Annotated in this window: 16 protein-coding genes and 1 pseudogene; 4 read left to right on the top strand and 13 right to left on the bottom strand. The window is 70.1% G+C overall.

Annotated elements, in window-relative coordinates:
* Positions 1-231: 231 nt before the first annotated feature.
* The 9 genes from ABD324_RS21705 to ABD324_RS21665 form a co-directional block, all read right to left on the bottom strand.
* Positions 232-1,377 (bottom strand): site-specific integrase, encoded by a 1,146-nt coding sequence (locus ABD324_RS21705; RefSeq protein WP_344420042.1) that lies wholly within the window; start codon positions 1,375-1,377, stop codon positions 232-234.
* Positions 1,377-1,565, bottom strand: coding sequence for a helix-turn-helix transcriptional regulator (locus ABD324_RS21700; protein WP_344420039.1), 189 nt, complete (start codon positions 1,563-1,565; stop codon positions 1,377-1,379). Before ABD324_RS21700 ends, ABD324_RS21705 begins: the two co-directional genes overlap by 1 nt.
* On the bottom strand, positions 1,566-3,221 hold the full coding sequence (locus tag ABD324_RS21695) for a replication initiator (protein ID WP_344420036.1): 1,656 nt from the start codon (positions 3,219-3,221) through the stop codon (positions 1,566-1,568). It abuts the gene before it with no gap.
* On the bottom strand, positions 3,218-3,481 hold the full coding sequence (locus ABD324_RS21690; RefSeq protein ID WP_344420034.1) for a hypothetical protein: 264 nt from the start codon (positions 3,479-3,481) through the stop codon (positions 3,218-3,220). The genes ABD324_RS21695 and ABD324_RS21690 overlap by 4 nt, the downstream gene beginning before the upstream one ends.
* Complete coding sequence (locus ABD324_RS21685) at positions 3,481-4,302, bottom strand: FtsK/SpoIIIE domain-containing protein (RefSeq protein WP_344420031.1); 822 nt, start codon at positions 4,300-4,302, stop codon at positions 3,481-3,483. The genes ABD324_RS21690 and ABD324_RS21685 overlap by 1 nt, the downstream gene beginning before the upstream one ends.
* Before the next feature lie 3 nt (positions 4,303-4,305).
* Positions 4,306-5,016: a hypothetical protein gene (locus ABD324_RS21680; protein WP_344420028.1), complete on the bottom strand. Its 711-nt coding sequence runs from the start codon at positions 5,014-5,016 to the stop codon at positions 4,306-4,308.
* Positions 5,017-5,155: 139 nt separating this feature from the next.
* Positions 5,156-5,521: a WhiB family transcriptional regulator gene (locus ABD324_RS21675; RefSeq protein WP_344420025.1), complete on the bottom strand. Its 366-nt coding sequence runs from the start codon at positions 5,519-5,521 to the stop codon at positions 5,156-5,158.
* The gene (locus ABD324_RS21670) at positions 5,518-5,865 is read right to left on the bottom strand and encodes a hypothetical protein (protein ID WP_344420022.1); all 348 of its coding nucleotides are present in this window, start codon (positions 5,863-5,865) and stop codon (positions 5,518-5,520) included. The genes ABD324_RS21675 and ABD324_RS21670 overlap by 4 nt, the downstream gene beginning before the upstream one ends.
* Complete coding sequence (locus ABD324_RS21665) at positions 5,862-6,341, bottom strand: plasmid replication, integration and excision activator (protein WP_344420019.1); 480 nt, start codon at positions 6,339-6,341, stop codon at positions 5,862-5,864. Before ABD324_RS21665 ends, ABD324_RS21670 begins: the two co-directional genes overlap by 4 nt.
* A gap of 160 nt (positions 6,342-6,501) precedes the next feature.
* Between ABD324_RS21665 and ABD324_RS21660 the strand changes: the two genes are divergently transcribed.
* Both ABD324_RS21660 and ABD324_RS21655 read left to right on the top strand, forming a co-directional pair.
* The gene (locus ABD324_RS21660) at positions 6,502-7,245 is read left to right on the top strand and encodes a helix-turn-helix domain-containing protein (protein WP_344420017.1); all 744 of its coding nucleotides are present in this window, start codon (positions 6,502-6,504) and stop codon (positions 7,243-7,245) included.
* Between the two features lie 12 nt (positions 7,246-7,257).
* The gene (locus ABD324_RS21655) at positions 7,258-7,728 is read left to right on the top strand and encodes an NUDIX hydrolase (RefSeq protein ID WP_344420014.1); all 471 of its coding nucleotides are present in this window, start codon (positions 7,258-7,260) and stop codon (positions 7,726-7,728) included.
* Here ABD324_RS21655 and ABD324_RS21650 read toward each other — a convergent pair.
* From ABD324_RS21650 to ABD324_RS21635, 4 genes and pseudogenes are all read right to left on the bottom strand, one after another.
* Complete coding sequence (locus ABD324_RS21650) at positions 7,719-8,279, bottom strand: HD domain-containing protein (protein ID WP_344420011.1); 561 nt, start codon at positions 8,277-8,279, stop codon at positions 7,719-7,721. The genes ABD324_RS21655 and ABD324_RS21650 overlap by 10 nt on opposite strands.
* Positions 8,280-8,456: 177 nt before the next feature.
* Positions 8,457-8,876, bottom strand: a pseudogene (locus tag ABD324_RS21645) (GNAT family N-acetyltransferase); the annotation flags it as partial.
* A gap of 299 nt (positions 8,877-9,175) precedes the next feature.
* Positions 9,176-10,153 carry a DUF6414 family protein gene (locus tag ABD324_RS21640; RefSeq protein WP_344420008.1) on the bottom strand — a complete coding sequence of 326 codons (978 nt, stop codon included), beginning with the start codon at positions 10,151-10,153 and terminating at the stop codon, positions 9,176-9,178.
* Between the two features lie 704 nt (positions 10,154-10,857).
* Positions 10,858-12,465: a PucR family transcriptional regulator gene (locus ABD324_RS21635; protein WP_344420005.1), complete on the bottom strand. Its 1,608-nt coding sequence runs from the start codon at positions 12,463-12,465 to the stop codon at positions 10,858-10,860.
* Between the two features lie 139 nt (positions 12,466-12,604).
* Here ABD324_RS21635 and ABD324_RS21630 point away from each other — a divergent pair, with 139 nt between their 5' ends.
* Complete coding sequence (locus tag ABD324_RS21630) at positions 12,605-13,996, top strand: aspartate aminotransferase family protein (RefSeq protein ID WP_344420002.1); 1,392 nt, start codon at positions 12,605-12,607, stop codon at positions 13,994-13,996.
* Between the two features lie 18 nt (positions 13,997-14,014).
* Complete coding sequence (locus ABD324_RS21625) at positions 14,015-15,526, top strand: CoA-acylating methylmalonate-semialdehyde dehydrogenase (RefSeq protein ID WP_344419999.1); 1,512 nt, start codon at positions 14,015-14,017, stop codon at positions 15,524-15,526.
* Positions 15,527-15,586: the final 60 nt, after the last annotated feature.

Raw genomic sequence — 15,586 nt, 5'->3', positions numbered from 1 at the left:
GACTACGGGGGTTCGCGTGGAGCTACTTCTGGAGCGAACCTGCGTGCAACAGAGTGATCTAGGTTGTCGCTCCGGAAGCTGAAGAAGGCGTAAGTGCTGGTAGAAGCACGAGAGGGGCACTGCCCAACGACTTCTAATCTCTAGGTCGCAGGTTCGAGTCCTGCCGGGGGCACCTACATGCTGGTCAGCGGGTTGACCTGCGAGAAAGTCCAAGATCCAGCTACCCGAAACCTACCCGCTACTGCCGAGGTCGAAGGCTTCCAGCGCAGCCCCCGCAGCGGCGCCGGCGATCCGACGGGACATGTAGACGTCCTGCGTCATCGATACCTTCTCGTGCCCCAGGTAGTCCGCGATGTCCCGTGCGGAGAGACCCGCCGCGTCGAGGCGGGTGGCGACGAGGTGCCGGAAGACGTGCGGATGCAGCCCTTCCCACTCGGTGCCGGCGAGAACCTGCCGGAGCTGCTTCCGCGTGTTGTCCGGATCGCGCAGGGTCCCGGCCGTCGACGGGAAGACCCACGGTCCGTGTGAGCCCGCGTGCCGCTTGCGGAGCACGTCCATCACCCAGGACGGCGGCGTGATCGTCCGCATGCTCGCCTTGGACTTGGTGTGCGACTGCACGATCAGCCCCTCCTTGGGCACTCGGATGACCGTGCCCTCGATCGCGAGCGTTCCCGCGTCGGCATCAACCCGCGGCCAGTCCAGGGCCAGCAGCTCACCGATGCGGCATCCGAGGCCCGTGAGCACGTCGACCATGTCGACGAGGTCGTGCTTCCGCGCGTCGTCCGAGCCGGCCAGGAACGTCCGCAGCCGGGCGAGCGCCTGCTCGTCGAGGATGACCTTCTCCCGAGTCGACTTCCGACGAGCCGGAGTCAGCTCACGCACGGGGTTGGTGTCGATCGCGTCGTGCCGAACGGCGAGGCTGAGGATGCCGGTCAGCACGACCTTGGCGTGATGGGCCGACGAGCTGCCCCGCCGCTGCCGGACCTCCCGGATCGTGCGGTCCACGGTGGAGACGCGGATGTCGCCGAGCCGCAGCTCCCCCACAGCCGGCTCCAGCATCCGGCGCCACGCATCGCGATACGTGATCTTCGTGCGGAGTGCGCGGTCCGAGTCATCGAGGTCCTGGAGCCAGATCTCGGCCGCTACGCGGAGACGGGTGTCGCCTGTGATCTCGCCATCGAGCACAACCCGGCTGCGATCGCGAAGGGCCTCCCGGAGCCGACGCTCCGCCGCGCTGCCGGACGGGCCGAACCGCTGCACCCGCCGCGTGACGCCGTCGTAGTCGCGGTACTTCGCCCACGAGCGATAGCGGCCGGCCGCGACCTTGCGAGTGAGGATCTTGCCGAAGGTGCCGATCGGGAGTGGTGGCCGCCCCATCAGGCCGCATCCTCGTCGAGCTGGGCGAACCACTGCCGGACGACGTCCTCCTCGAACCTGAGGTATCGACCGACCTTCTTGCCCCGTGGGCCGTAGCCCTTGCACCGCCAGTCGTAGACCGTCGCCACCGGCACCCCGAGGAAGTCCGCCACGTCCTGCACCGTCCAGAGCCGCTTACGGATCTCCATTCATGCCACCTCCCCTCGGGTCTCGGTTGCCGGAAGTTCTGCCCGTGCTCGTTCGTACTGCTCGCGCCATCGCCGTCGTTCGGAGATCGAGCGCAGGAGCAGCTCGACGCGGTCGGGTTGATCGGGGTCGGTGGGCCGGATCGGTGTCCACACGTACCGGTCGCCGGAGTCGTCCTCGGTGGCCTGCCGCGGGGTGATGCCGACGGCGCCGAGGGCGCGGAGGACGTGGTTGCGGCGGTCGGTGCGGTGCTCGGTGAGGTTCTTGCCGGACCACTTGCGGGAGACCAGGCAGCGGCGGCCGGCGTAGCCGAGGTGTTCGGGCTTGTGGGCCTTGCCCTTGCAGCGGCCGGGGATCAGCCCGGCCTTGGCGCCCTCGGGCTGCACGCCGTAGAGCAGCCAGTTCGCGCACTTCTCCGAACAGGGCTCGTAGCGCAGGGCCTGGACGAACCGCTCGACGTGAACGGCCTCGCGGTCGGTCTCGGCGGTGTGGCACTCGTCGATGGACTTGGTCAGGTACTTCACGAGGTAGCCCAGGCACTCGCCGGCCTTGTCGCTGCCGCCGAGAACGCCTTGGACATCGACCTGTGTTCCGAGCCGCACGACGTGCGCGGGTGGGAGGTCGGGGTCGTCGTCGATGTCGTCGAGGGCCTGGTCGAACGAGCGCAGCGGCCCACCCGTGGTGGGGTCGACGTAGCAGGGCTCGGGGCGGGTTTCGTCCCAGATCGGTAGCGCGTCGGCGGAGTAGACGGGCTGGTCGTGTTGGGGCCACCACACCTGGTGGTAGGTGGCGGCGGCGACCTGTCGCAGCAGAGCCCGCGGGATGGTGCCGCGGATGGCGGCGTGCAGGTGTGGTGCCCCGCGGCGCTGAGGTTCGACGGTGGCGAAGTACTGCACGTTCCACCCGCACGCCCGCCGCAGGTTCTGCCAGAACCGGTCGATGAGCAGCCCGAAGTGGATGGCGTCGCGGGCGGCGCGGCGGTAGTCGTAGCGGTTCGGGTCGACCGGGGTCCCGTCGCCGTGGACGCGGCCGTAGGAGGGCATCGTGAGCGTCAGGAACGTCGAGGGCTGGAAGGTTCGCCCGTCCTTGCCCTCGAACGTCCGGCCGGTGGTGCGGGCCGAGACCCGCCGCCGAGGGAGGTTCGGGACGTCCTGACGGCGACGGGTGGAGCGCACACGTCGGCGGGGCTTGTCGTCGTCGGGATGGCGGCGCGGGAGGCTGCCGCGGATGCCTTCGCCGCTGAGCAGGGTCTCGCAGTCGTCGATGGCGCGGTCCAGCTCGGTGACCTGGTGGCGGTCGTCGGCCTCGAGGGCGGCGGAGCGGGCGGCCTCGAGGTCGGCCCGATAGCCGATCAGCGCCATCTGTTCCTGCGTGGGCTCGGCGGTCTCGATCCGGGGTTCCTCGGTGAGGTGCCAGCCTTCGCGTGCCTGCCAGACCCGCAGCTTCCGCGCCCGGTCCGCGCACGAGGGGCACTTGGAGGCGCGGGTCGTGCCGCATGGGATGGGCACGACAGTGGTGGCGCCGGTGGTGGTGTCAGTGCGGCGCACGGCGAGGGGGCGCACGCAGGCGCCGACCTCGGTGGCCATGGTCTCGGCGAGCTGGCGGGCGAGAGGGGCGACGAGCTTGCCCACCGGCGCCGGGGTCTCGATCTCGTTCACGCTGCCTCCCGATTCCAGGACTTCGGCGCGGTGGCCGGTGGAGCTTCGGCGCGGATGGCGGCGAGGCGGCGACGGATGCGCAGCTCCCGCCGGACGAGCGCGACGACGATCCACAGCGCCCCGACGCCGAGCAGGACCAGTCCGACGGTGTTGGACCAGAACTCGACGGTCGGGACGACGGCGGCGACCCCGGCGGCGAGCGTGACCACGGTGACCACGACGTGGATCAGCGTCGCCTCGGTGGAGCGGTGCAGTCCCATCACTGCTCACCCCCGCGCAGCTCCGCCGCGTACGAGGCGATGGCGGTGATGGTGGGGTCGTCGAGGTAGGCGCAGCGGATCCGGCGCGGGAGACCGCCCTCGGCGAGCAGCCATCCGACGCCGCGGTCGGCCGGGTCGATGAGCGAGGCGTCCGCGCCGCGGGCGGCCCAGCCGTGGCCGAGGACGATGTCGGAGCTGGTCTCGGTGGTGCACCGGAACGCCAGCCTGTAGCCGAACAGGTCCCGCAGCGACGTGGGGATGATGTCGTGCGAGGGCCGCTGCGTGGCGGCGACGGTGATGATCCCGGCGGCGCGGCCGCGGGCGACGACGTCGCGCAGCAGCATCGCGAAGGCGTCGCGTTGTTTGCGGTCGCCGGTGGTGGCCGAGTAGTAGGCGACCTCGTCGACGACCAGGACGATCAGCGGCTCCCCGCCGGGTGCGATCTTCCGGGCGCCGGCGGCGTCGAGATCGTCGTAGCGGCGGTCCATCTCGACCTGCAGGGCGGCGAGGGTGTCGAGGGCCTCGGCGATGTCCGCGCCGACGAACCGGTCTGCACATGAGCGCCACAGGCCGAGCTCGACGCGCTTGCCGTCCATCAGCCACAGCCGACAGTCCAGCGACAGGGCGGCGTGGGCGACGATGTTGTTCAGCCCGCCGGACTTGCCCGAGCCGGGCTCCCCGGCCAGCAGGATGTTCCGGTAGGCGAGCCCGATCCGCACGGGCGTGGTGTTCTCGTCGATGCCCAGCGCGACCGGGTCGAACATCGACAGCCCGCCCGGAGTCGGCGCAGGGCGAGGGTTGAAGCGAGACAGGACGCTCATGGGTCAGGCCCCTTCCAAGACAGACACCGGCGCCGGGACCACGTACGGGATCGGCGACACCACGGTCGGGCCGGTGGACAGCGGGTCGCGGCGCACGACGTCGACGACCACCAGCGCCGTCATCGAGCGGCGAGCCTCCGCACGAGCAGCCCTGCCCCAGCAGCCGGAGGCGATGTAGTCGAGGTTGCGTTCGACGTCGCCCAGCTCGATCCCGGCGCGCAGGACGAGCCAGACCCGCTCGCCCACGGCGGTGGGACGTGCCCAGACGATGACCGGCAGGTTGCCGGTGTAGTTCATGACGCGGCGCTCGACGAAGACCGCGCGGAGCCGGTGCCGCGACATCACCGCCCACCCGCGACGGACCACGAACCGCCGGGACCGCGGTACCGCGAACACGATCCCGACGAGCAGGGCGAGCACGAGGGCGGACAGCAGTAGCCCGCCGGCGGTGGCCGGCCCGGTGTCGTCCGGGGTGTCGGGTGGGCCGGTGATCAGCTCCCCGAAGGCCGCGGTGCCCGGCCAGTCGTCGACGACGCCGGCGGGCCAGAGCCAGACGATCAGCAGGACGGCGGCGGTGGTGATCTCGGCGCGCAGCCGCAGCACGAGCCCGGCGATCCTGGCGGGCAGGGAGCGCTGGGGGCGGGTGAAGACCTCGAAGGGCTCGGCCCGGTTGTTCCGGGTGTCGCTCGGGCGGACGATCATGCGACGGGACATCAGAGGTACCTCCTCGCCGGGACGAGACCGGCGGTCAGTCGGGCACAGCAGTGGTGGCGGTGGGTGGCGGTGCGCCGGGCGATCTGCCGGTCACACAGGCCGCAGCGCTCCGGGGCTCGGCGGGGGCGGGTACGGCGCATCAGGCCTCCCGCATCCGCAGGTGCAGCCGCTGCCGCTCGACCGGGGACAGCCCGCCGACGACGCCGTAGCGGCGCGTGGGGCGCTCCCAGGCCATGACGTCGGCCAGGCAGGCGGTGCGGACCGGGCAGCCCCGGCAGACCCGCTTGGCCGCCTGGACCCGCAGGTTCGCGTCCGGGCCGGAGTCGACGAAGAACGCCTCCGAGCCGAGGTCGCGGCAGGCGGCGGCCTGGTGCCAGGCGGGGACACCTGCGCCGTCGAACAGCAGCGCGCGCAGCGTCGAGCGGGTACCGCCAGGACCGAGCCGTTCCAGCCCGGCGGTGCCGACGACCTTTCGGACGCGGGCGAGGACACGATCGGTGCTCATGCCGACCACCTCGCGTCCTGCGCCTCGTCGACCGTCGCGCCGTTGGCGCGGGCGGTCCAGAAGGCGGCGGTCTCGTTCCAGAAGATCGCATCTCCGCGGGCCTTGGCCGATGCCTCGATGACCGCCTGCCGGTAGGGCCAGGCGACCTCCGAGGAGCTGTGCCGCGTCAGCACCTCCCACCAGCGACGCTCGCGTCCGAAGAGGTCCGCGATCGTGCGGGCACGGGCCGCAGAGTGCGCCGGCGTGTCGTACGGCATCCGGAACGCCGCGGTCTTTGCCCGCCAGAGCCGGGTGAGGGCACGGTCGACGAGGACGGAAGCGGGGATCACGGTCGGGGCGCTCACGCCGCGTTCTCCTGGCTCGGCGCCGGGCGCTCGTTGGTCTTCGGCGCCCGGATGCCCGAGGCCCGCACCGAGTAGGCGACCTTGGCCCGGCAGCGGTGACGCCGCCCCGGCTCGGCCGGCGTGCACGCCTTGTCGTCCATGTACGGGACGACGACCAGCCCCTCCAGGTAGACCGGGCGGAACGGGGTGCCCGGCATGACCGGCGGCAGCTCCGGCTGGCGCTCGGCGACGACCTTCACCTTCAACCGGTGCAGCCACGCCGGGGCGTTCTCCAGGTCCCCGGACTGCACCGTGACCATCCACAGCGGCAGCCCGGACTCCTTGTCCCTGGCCTGCACGAACTCGTCCGGACCACGCCCGGACGCATCGAAATCCTTGATCGGCTCGACCCCGGAGACGAGCCACGCCCCGAAGGGCATCAGCTGCTCCATCGAGCTGGGGAACTTGTTGTAGCTGGCGTACGTGTTGCCCTGCATCACTGGTGACTCCGTGAGGTCCGCGGACCCGGCCGACCCGGTGTCCGTCGGCTACTCACTCTCCGCAGATTCCGCGGACGGCTTCACCGCACGGCTGGACAACTCAGGACGTCTGAGGGACGATTAAGTCGTCCCTAAAGTCGTCCCCTCGGGAGTGGCAGTGGCGAACGAACGGCTCCGCGACGCACTGCTCAGCGCCGGCCTCAGCACCGCCGACGCGGCCGAGAAGATCGGTGTCGACCCCAAGACGGTCGAGCGGTGGATGACCCAGGATCGCACGCCATACCCCAAGCACCGCAACGCCTTAGCCGCAGTGCTCGCGCAGCCGGAGTCGTACCTGTGGCCCGCCGCGCTCCCACCCGAGCGTCAGGCCAGCATCGCCGCGTCCGAGATCGTCGGGGCCTACCCGCACCGCAACGCCGTCCCGCTCGACCTGTGGGACCACCTGTTCGCCGAGGCGAGCGACCGCATAGACGTCCTCGTGCACGCCGGTCAGTTCCTCGTCGAGCGCCCCAACTTCATCCGCACCCTGTCCGAGAAGGCCGCCGCCGGAGTCACGATCCGGATCAACTTCGGCGACCCCGCCAGCCGCGCGGTGACCCTGCGCAGCGAGGAGGAGCAGCTCGGCAAGGGCGTCCTCGCCGCCCGAATCCGCTACGGCCTCGCCGCCTACAAGCCCCTGCTCGACACCCCCGGCATCGAGTTCCGCTTCCACAAGACCACGCTCTACAACTCGATCTTCCGGTTCGACGAGCAGATGATCGTCAACGCCCACGTCTACGGCGTCCCCGGAGCCCACGCCCCCGCCCTGCACCTGCGCAAACTCGGCGCCGGGGACCTGTTCGACACCTACGCCACCAGCTTCGTCGACGTCTGGAAGCTGTCGAAGCCCGCCACATGGTGAACCATTGAGTCCGTGACCCGGACCGACTACCTCGACGACCCCGACGCACCCAAACCCAACAGCATCGTCATCGCCCTGTCCGCGTTCGTCCTCGACGACGCCGGGCGCCTGCTCATGATCCGCCGCACCGACAACGACAAGCACGCCATCCCCGGCGGCCGCCACGAGCTCGGCGAGACCATGACCGAAGCCGTCATCCGCGAGACCATCGAGGAAACCGGCATCACCGTCGAAGTCACCGGCCTGATCGGCATCTACTCCAACCCCCACCACGTCATGGCCTACGACGACGGCGAGGTCCGCCAGGAGTTCTCCATCTGCTTCCGCGCCCGCCCCCTCAGCGGCGAACCGCGCACGAGCGACGAGTCCTCCGAAGTCCGATGGGTCGACACCACCCAGCTCGACGAGCTAGACATCCACCCCTCCATCAGGCTCCGCATCGACCACGGACTCCAAGACAGGACCGAGCCCTTCTACACCTGACCGGCCAACCCCACCGACGCGATCCACGCCTCAGCCCGCTCGACCGCACCCACCCGCTCAGCCATGCCCCGATCCAGAGCCTGGGTGACGTAGTGGTCCGGGCCGTAGCGAGCCCGCACGTCGCCCATCCGCTCCGCGAAGGTCATGCACTGGCCGTCGGGGCCGATGGTCATGTCGCACCACCACAGCAGATCCCGCGTCAACGTCCGCTCGTCGGAGAACTCCGCCAGCTGATCCGCCACCCCGAACAGCTCCGCCTCCGCAGCGGCCGACGAGTGCATGGCGACCAGGCCGACGAGCCGTTCGGTGACGTCCGCGCCGACGAGGTAGCGAGCGCCATCGAGCGGATGGAACCCGGTCGTTGCCAGCTCCGGGGCATAGCCAACATCGTGCAGCCACGCAGCAGCGCGCAGCAGCTCGCCATCCTCGCCCAGCGCCTCCGAGAGCTGCCCGGCGCGACGAGCCACCGCCTGCACATGCGACCACCGACGCGGCAATGCCTCCGCCAAGCGATCACGAGCCGTCTCCTCGGCCCACTCCACGAGCTGCACCAGTCGACCCTACGAGGCCGGCGCCGAGCAGTGCGGGTCGCGCTGCCGGAATGACCTCTCTTGGATCAAGGCGCCGCCTCCGGCGGCGCGGGCCGGCCACGCCGGCCCCGCTCGACTCGCTCGCTCCTGCCTCCGGCCCGCTCGCGGCCGGCGGCACCGGCTACCCGGCCCTGCCGCTCAGGTGTCGCCACATCTCAGATGCATTCGGTAGACCACTAGCCCGTCCTCGTCGTGGCCGTCCTCGGTGAACCCAGCCGCTCGGGCGACTGCATGGCTGGCGCGGTTGTCGGGCTCTACAGTCGCGACCAACGCGCGGGCGCTCCGCACTGGCTCCTTGGCCGCCACCAACTCGATGATCGTCCGCGAGTGCCCGCGGCCCCGCCAGGGCTTGAACACCGCCATTGCCACCGAGACCGTGCCGGCTTCCCGTTCCGCGTCCACATAGCCGATCACCTCCTCACCGGAGATCACGAGCCAGCCGAACCGGTCCGCGTCTGTTGAGACGAGACGCCACCACGTGGAGTGCGGCATCCCCAGACGACGTTTCCACTCCTGATCACGTGCGGAGAGGCGCTCCAGCGTGGGCACGTCATCAGCTCTGAGGGGCCGAGCGTCAGCACCACCCCATCATCGGCTCAGAGCAGCAACCAGACCAGAACGGGCTCCGCCCGAACCCGGCACCGCTCAGAGATCGGAAACGGTGCCGAGGGCGGTGATCTCCACACGGCGCGCCGAGATGGCAACCAGGTTGAGGGACGGGGCACAAGGCGGGACAGCGTGCCTTGCACCCCGTCCCTCAACCTGGCAGGGATGAACCCGCGCCGCGAGGAGATCACCTTTGGTACGCCGCGGACAGAAGGCCAGTCGCCATAGACAACCGGCCCACGCACCGAAGTTCAGACGAAGATCGCCAGGGGAATGAGCTGGGTGACCGGCCCCGAGAGCTTTCCGCTCGGTAGAGCAAGATCAATCCCACTTCCAGGCTTGTTCATCGCCTCGATCATCGGCAAGACCGCCGCTTCCGCGATAAGGCCCATAGCGCCTCGCCGCACGACAAGCGTTTCCGCGGACTCACTTGTGTCGACGGCCGAGACCTTGCCGATTATACGGAAAGTGCCGCCCATCAGTGCAGCCGTAACCTCTTCCGTCAGCAGTTCGCGACTCGCCGTCACGATTCCCGAGAACTTGGGCGCCGTAAGAAGCAAGTCGACTACCGGCGAGTTTGAGAGGTCCGCCTCGACCAGTTGAGCCATTCGAAGCGTCTGCTTGTTGCCCTCGATCTGCTGATCGACCAGCAGCCGTGCCGCCTCAGCCAGCTCGCGCTGCTCCGGAGGAACACCGCCCTTACCGTTCCGCTTAGGTACCGGGATCGACTTGCGCGCCTTCTCGGTCTCTTCTTCCACGAAGGGCCAGATGCTGTTGATCACATCGACGATCTTGCGCAATGGACTCTCGTCGAATTCCCCCGCCACCTCGATCAGCATGCCGGTCTCGACGCCGCTCAGGTCCCCCGAGGGGTCGATGGAGTGCAGGTAGCCATCCTCCTGCATCCGTGTGCGCAAGCGGTTGAAGAGCGACGCGGCCGTGTGCTGGCGGACGAACTTGCTCTCGACTGACTCGTCACGCGTCTTATCCCTGCTGTACTTGCCGGTGGCCGACAACGAAATGCCGAGCATGCTCAGGACGGAAGGGAGCTTGGCCTCCCCACCAGCTTCGCCAGCAGACTTCGCGGTCTCACCGGAGCGCTCTGAGACCTCACTGCTCATGGAGGCTCCGCCCTCCAACGTCGCCAGGAAGCTGATCAACATCTCTGGATCCAGATAGACCGGGTGCACCAGCTCGGGCCTGGCGCTCGACTGCTTCTTAGCAGGCATGCGGATCTCCTACGTCGCACTGAAGTCGCCGCAGGTGGAGGGTCGTTTTCCCTCCCCGGTCTAGCCGACCCGATTGCCGGCCACTAGCGTGTGAATGCCACTTCGCACGAAGCCCCGGTTGCAGCGCGCCCCTGGCGGTGCGCTGCGCCGGGGTTGCCAACCACGGTAGGACCGTCAGGAGGAGCCCGGTGACCAACCGGGCAGGTGGGGCGAGGAGTGGCCTGGCACACGCGCCGATTTGCAGGCTATGACGCCGTATGGTCCACAAGGTTGAGCCGAACAGGTCACGCATTTCGCCCGCGTAAGTACAGCGGTGTAGCTAAAGCCTCGCTTCGAACCGCTCACCGCGACCGGCAGGCCGCTGATCCGATCCCGGGCTCTCGCAGTTCGTTGCCATGCCGGCCCCACATGCAACTTGGCCATCACGGGCTCGAATGATCCGTGGTCGCTCGTCTACGCATGTAGGCATCCGAGCCCAAGATCACCGTCCACCTTTACCTACCCGGAACGACGCGAGGACGTCCGCACCAGCCACAACCGATGACAGACGCCCTCGCAGCTCAGCACCAGCATCCGGGGTCAACCCGGGCCGTCCCGCACGACGATCTTGCAATCTCTAGGTCGCAGGTTCGAGTCCTGCCGGGGGCACCCAGGTCAGCGCGTTGCAGCCTCGGACCGGCACCGACGCGATAGCCCTCCGAGGCTCAGGAGGTGCGGCCCCTGGGGGACGTCGGTGGCCGCTGGAGCTGGTATCCGAGGAGCGCGACGTGGATTCCCGTCCGGACCTCCGGATCGGCCAGGTCGATGTCGAGCAGGGTCTCCAGCCGCTTCAGCCGCGCATAGGCGGCGGCCCGGCTGAGGTGCACCCGGCGGGCGAAGTCGGCCATGACCGTCCCCGACCGGAGGTAGCTCTCGAGGGTCGCCAGCTCGGCCGTGCGCCGCTCCTCCGGAAGGGCGAGCAGCGGTCCGAGGCAGGTCTCGATGAAGGTGTGCAGAGCCGGATCCTCGGAGATCCGGCCCAGGAGCCCGCGGACTCCGAGGTCACGCACGCGCACGACGTGGGCCGGCGCTCCGGGGTCGGTGCCCGGCGCGAGCCTGGCGACGTACTCCGCCTCCGTCAGGGCAGCCGGTAGCTCTGCCCAGCTCGGGACGGCCGGCTTCAGGGCGAGGACCGTCACGATCCCGGGCCCGAGCGCTCCGCTCAGCGCGGTGGCGGCGTCCTCGGTGGACGACAGGGCGCCCTCGTCGAGGAGTACGCCGACCAGCTGAGGCCCGATCCTCCCGACGAGGCAGGTCCCGCCGACCGCCTTGGCCGCTCGGGTGACGGCCCCCAGCAGGTCGCCCTCGCCGTCACCGGTCCGGCCGAACCCGCGCGCGACGACGACGGCGATCGGCCCCTCCGTGCTGAAGCTCAGTGCGAGTGCTCGCGCGCGGATGGTGACGTCGTCGGTGATCCGCGCCTCGAGCACGTCCTGCAGCAGCCGGGAGGCGGCCATCCCGTCGAGGCCTGCGCCCGTGCCCGTGATCAGATGGGCGACGGTCACCGCCTCCGCGGCCTGCGCCAGAACGATCTGGACGTCGTCCAGCGCCGCGCTGTCGATCCTCGTGGGGACGACGAGCCTGCCCCACCGACGACGGCGCGGGCCGACGGCCGCGCTCACCCAGCGCTCCGGGCCGCCCCACGATCCGTCCGACCCGGACGGCACCTGTCGCGACCGGGACCCCCAGTCCCGCAACACGTCCTCCACCGGCGCATCCCCGGCGAAGGCGATCACCCGGTGGGCCAGGTCCTCGAGGACGACCGGGCGTCCGAGCAGGTCCCCGGCGCGCCGGAGGATCTCCTCGACCGGTGCCCCCTCGATCCCCAACGGGCCGAGGACGCGGTGGGCCTTGTGCGACAGGGCCACCTGCTCGTAGCGGTCGTGCAGGACGCGGCTGTGGACCGACTCCGTGATCTCGACGAAGCGCACCGGCTCCCGCAGCTCGACCACGGGGAAGCGGGTGCGGCGCGCCGCCTGGACGAGCGCCTCGGGCAGCCGCTCGACGTTGCGCCCCAGCTCGATCATCAACGCGGCGGCGCCGCAGCGGCGGAGCGACTCGATGTAGTCACCGAGGTCGACGGCCGGGTCGGAGAGGACGACGCCGACGGAGAGCACCAGCTCGCCACCGCTGAGCGTGCCCGCCAGGTCGGCCAGCTCGCTGACGTGGGCCCACCGGATGTCGGTGTCGAGGCGCGTCGCACCCGACCTGACCATCGGTCGCCCGCGGGCCACGGACGGCAGCTCCAGCACTTCACGCAGAGTCAGGCGCACTGGACGAGACTACGGCCGAGCCGTCACTGTGTTCATGAAATCCATGTTTCCGGTACACATCGCAGCTCCCCCGACAAGGGTGAGGGGCTCGACGATCGCTCGGAACAGCCCCATCTCGAGGACGACCCGAGGAGCGGACATGACCACCACCGACCACACCCGGACCGAGACCACGACGGGTGCGGCCGAGGTCGCGGCCCGTCACCTCTGGATGCACTTCGCCCGGATGGGCGACCACCCCGCCCGCCCGGTGCCGGTGATCACCCGGGGCGAGGGCGCCTACCTCTACGACGACCGCGGCCGCCGGATCCTCGACGGCCTCTCCGGCCTGTTCGTGGTGCAGGCGGGCCACGGCCGTCGCGAGCTCGCCGAGGTCGCGGCCGCGCAGGCCGAGACGCTGGCGTTCTTCCCCGTCTGGGGATACACGACGCCGCCCGCGGCCGAGCTCGCCGAGCGGCTCGCCGCGCTCGCCCCGGCCGACCTGAACCGCGTCTTCTTCACGACCGGCGGGGGCGAGGCCGTCGAGTCGGCGTGGAAGGCCGCCAAGCAGTACTTCAAGCTGCGCGGCAAGCCCACCAAGCACAAGGTGATCAGCCGCGCCGTCGCCTACCACGGCACCCCCCAGGGCGCCCTCGCGATCACCGGCGTCCCGAAGATGAAAAAGGACTTCGAGCCGCTGACCCCGGGCGCCTTCCGCGCGCCGAACACCAACGCCTACCGCAACCCGCAGTTCGACGGCGATCCCGAGGCCTTCGGCCGCTGGGCCGCGGACCGCATCGAGGAGGCCATCCTCTTCGAGGGGGCGGACACCGTCGCCGCCGTCTTCCTCGAGCCGGTGCAGAACTCCGGGGGCTGCTTCACGCCACCGCCGGGCTACTTCGCGCGGGTCCGCGAGATCTGCGACCGCCACGACGTCCTGCTCGTCTCCGACGAGGTCATCTGCGCCTTCGGCCGGCACGGCACGACCTTCGCGTGCGACAAGTTCGGCTACGTCCCGGACATCATCACCTGCGCCAAGGGCATGACGTCGGGTTACGGCCCGATCGGCGCCATGATCGCCAGCGAGCGCGTGATGGAGCCCTTCCTGGCCCCCGGGGTGAGCTTCCCGCACGGCTACACCTTCGGCGGGCACCCCGTCTCCGCCGCGGTCGCGCTGGCCAACCTCGACCTCATGGAGCGCGAGGGCCTCAACCAGCGGGTCCTGCAGCACGAGGCGGCCTTCGGCGACACGCTCCGCCGGCTGCTCGACCTGCCCATCGTCGGCGACGTCCGCGGCGACGGCTACTTCTGGGCGATCGAGCTCGTCAAGGACAAGGCCACCCGGGAGACCTTCGACGCCGACGAGCGCGAACGCCTCGTCCGGGGCTTCCTGCCCGGGGCCCTGTTCGACAACGGCCTGTACTGCCGGCCCGACGACCGCGGCGACGTCGTGGTGCAGGTCGCCCCTCCCCTGATCTGCGGCCAGGCCGAGTTCGACGAGATGGAGCAGATCCTGCGCCACACGCTCACCGACGCCGCAACCCTCATCTGACCGAGCGAACGAGGACGAATGACGAGCACCCAGAGTTCCGTGACCACCCTGCACCACTGGGCGAACGGGCAGAAGGTCGACGGCAAGTCGGGCCGGTTCTCCGACGTCACCAACCCGGCGACGGGCGAGGTGACGGCGTCGCTGCCGCTGGCGTCGGCGGAGGAGGCGGCCGAGGTGATCGCGGCGGCCACGGCGGCGTTCCCGGCCTGGCGGGACACCTCGCTGGCCAAGCGGACCCGGATCCTCTTCACGTTCCGGGAGCTGCTCGACGCCCGGGCCCCGGAGCTGGCCGCGATCATCACGGCCGAGCACGGCAAGGTCCTCTCGGACGCCGCGGGTGAGGTGGCGCGCGGGCAGGAGGTCGTGGAGTTCGCCTGCGGCGCCCCCCACCTGCTCAAGGGCTCCGCCACGGAGAACGCCTCCACCGGCGTCGACGTCTCGAGCATCCGGCAGCCGCTCGGCGTCGTCGGGATCATCTCGCCGTTCAACTTCCCGGCCATGGTGCCGATGTGGTTCTTCCCGGTCGCCATCGCCGCGGGCAACACCGTGGTGCTCAAGCCCTCGGAAAAGGTCCCCACAGCGGCGTTGTGGATCGCGGAACTGTGGCGCGAGGCGGGGCTGCCCGACGGCGTGTTCAACGTCCTCAACGGCGACAAGACGGCCGTCGATGCCCTCCTGACCAGCCCGGACGTGAAGAGCATCAGCTTCGTGGGCTCGACGCCGATCGCCCGCTACGTCTACGAGACGGGCACGGCGCACGGCAAGCGGGTGCAGGCGTTGGGTGGGGCGAAGAACCACATGGTGGTGCTGCCGGACGCGGACCTGGACCTGGCTGCGGACCAGGCGATCAACGCCGGCTTCGGGTCGGCGGGTGAGCGGTGCATGGCGATCTCGGCGCTGGTGGCCGTGGGTGACATCGCCGACGAGCTGGTGTCCAGGATCAAGGACCGTGCCGTGGCCCTGCGCACCGGCGACGGGACCCGGGGCTGCGACATGGGCCCGCTGGTGACGGCGGCGGCGCGGGACCGGGTGTCGGGCTACATCGACGCCGGTGAGGCCGCGGGCGCGACGCTGGTGGTGGACGGCCGGCAGGGTACCTACGACGCCGACGGGTCCGGGTTCTTCGTGGGCCCCACGCTGTTCGACAACGTGGGCACGGACATGAGCATCTACACCGACGAGATCTTCGGCCCGGTGCTGGCGGTGGTCCGGGTGGACACCTTCGAGCAGGCCGTGGGGCTGGTCAACGCGAACCCGTACGGGAACGGCACGGCGATCTTCACCAACGACGGTGGGGCGGCGCGGCGTTTCCAGAACGAGGTGGAGGTCGGGATGATCGGCATCAACGTGCCGGTCCCGGTGCCGATGGCCTACTACTCGTTCGGGGGCTGGAAGAACTCGCTGTTCGGCGACACCCACGCCCACGGCACGGAGGGCGTGCACTTCTTCACCCGCGGCAAGGTCGTCACCACCCGCTGGCTCGACCCGAGCCACGGCGGCATCAACCTGGGCTTCCCGCAGAACAACTGACTGTGAGGCTGGCGTAGCCGGTCCGTTGTTGGTGGGCTGGTGATCGACGGTGGTGGGTGT

Origin of the sequence: Pseudonocardia ailaonensis (genome assembly GCF_039531635.1) — a bacterium.
Classification (GTDB): domain Bacteria; phylum Actinomycetota; class Actinomycetes; order Mycobacteriales; family Pseudonocardiaceae; genus Pseudonocardia; species Pseudonocardia ailaonensis.
This window is presented reverse-complemented; position numbering and strand designations above follow the sequence as displayed.

Coding starts and splice junctions, on each gene's coding strand:
- ABD324_RS21665 (WP_344420019.1), bottom strand. CDS start 6,341: ATGCAGGGCAACACGTACGCCAGCTACAACAAGTTCCCCAGCTCGATG.
- ABD324_RS21625 (WP_344419999.1), top strand. CDS start 14,015: ATGACGAGCACCCAGAGTTCCGTGACCACCCTGCACCACTGGGCGAAC.
- ABD324_RS21640 (WP_344420008.1), bottom strand. CDS start 10,153: ATGCCTGCTAAGAAGCAGTCGAGCGCCAGGCCCGAGCTGGTGCACCCG.
- ABD324_RS21630 (WP_344420002.1), top strand. CDS start 12,605: ATGACCACCACCGACCACACCCGGACCGAGACCACGACGGGTGCGGCC.
- ABD324_RS21705 (WP_344420042.1), bottom strand. CDS start 1,377: ATGGGGCGGCCACCACTCCCGATCGGCACCTTCGGCAAGATCCTCACT.
- ABD324_RS21680 (WP_344420028.1), bottom strand. CDS start 5,016: ATGTCCCGTCGCATGATCGTCCGCCCGAGCGACACCCGGAACAACCGG.
- ABD324_RS21690 (WP_344420034.1), bottom strand. CDS start 3,481: ATGGGACTGCACCGCTCCACCGAGGCGACGCTGATCCACGTCGTGGTC.
- ABD324_RS21685 (WP_344420031.1), bottom strand. CDS start 4,302: ATGAGCGTCCTGTCTCGCTTCAACCCTCGCCCTGCGCCGACTCCGGGC.
- ABD324_RS21700 (WP_344420039.1), bottom strand. CDS start 1,565: ATGGAGATCCGTAAGCGGCTCTGGACGGTGCAGGACGTGGCGGACTTC.
- ABD324_RS21675 (WP_344420025.1), bottom strand. CDS start 5,521: ATGAGCACCGATCGTGTCCTCGCCCGCGTCCGAAAGGTCGTCGGCACC.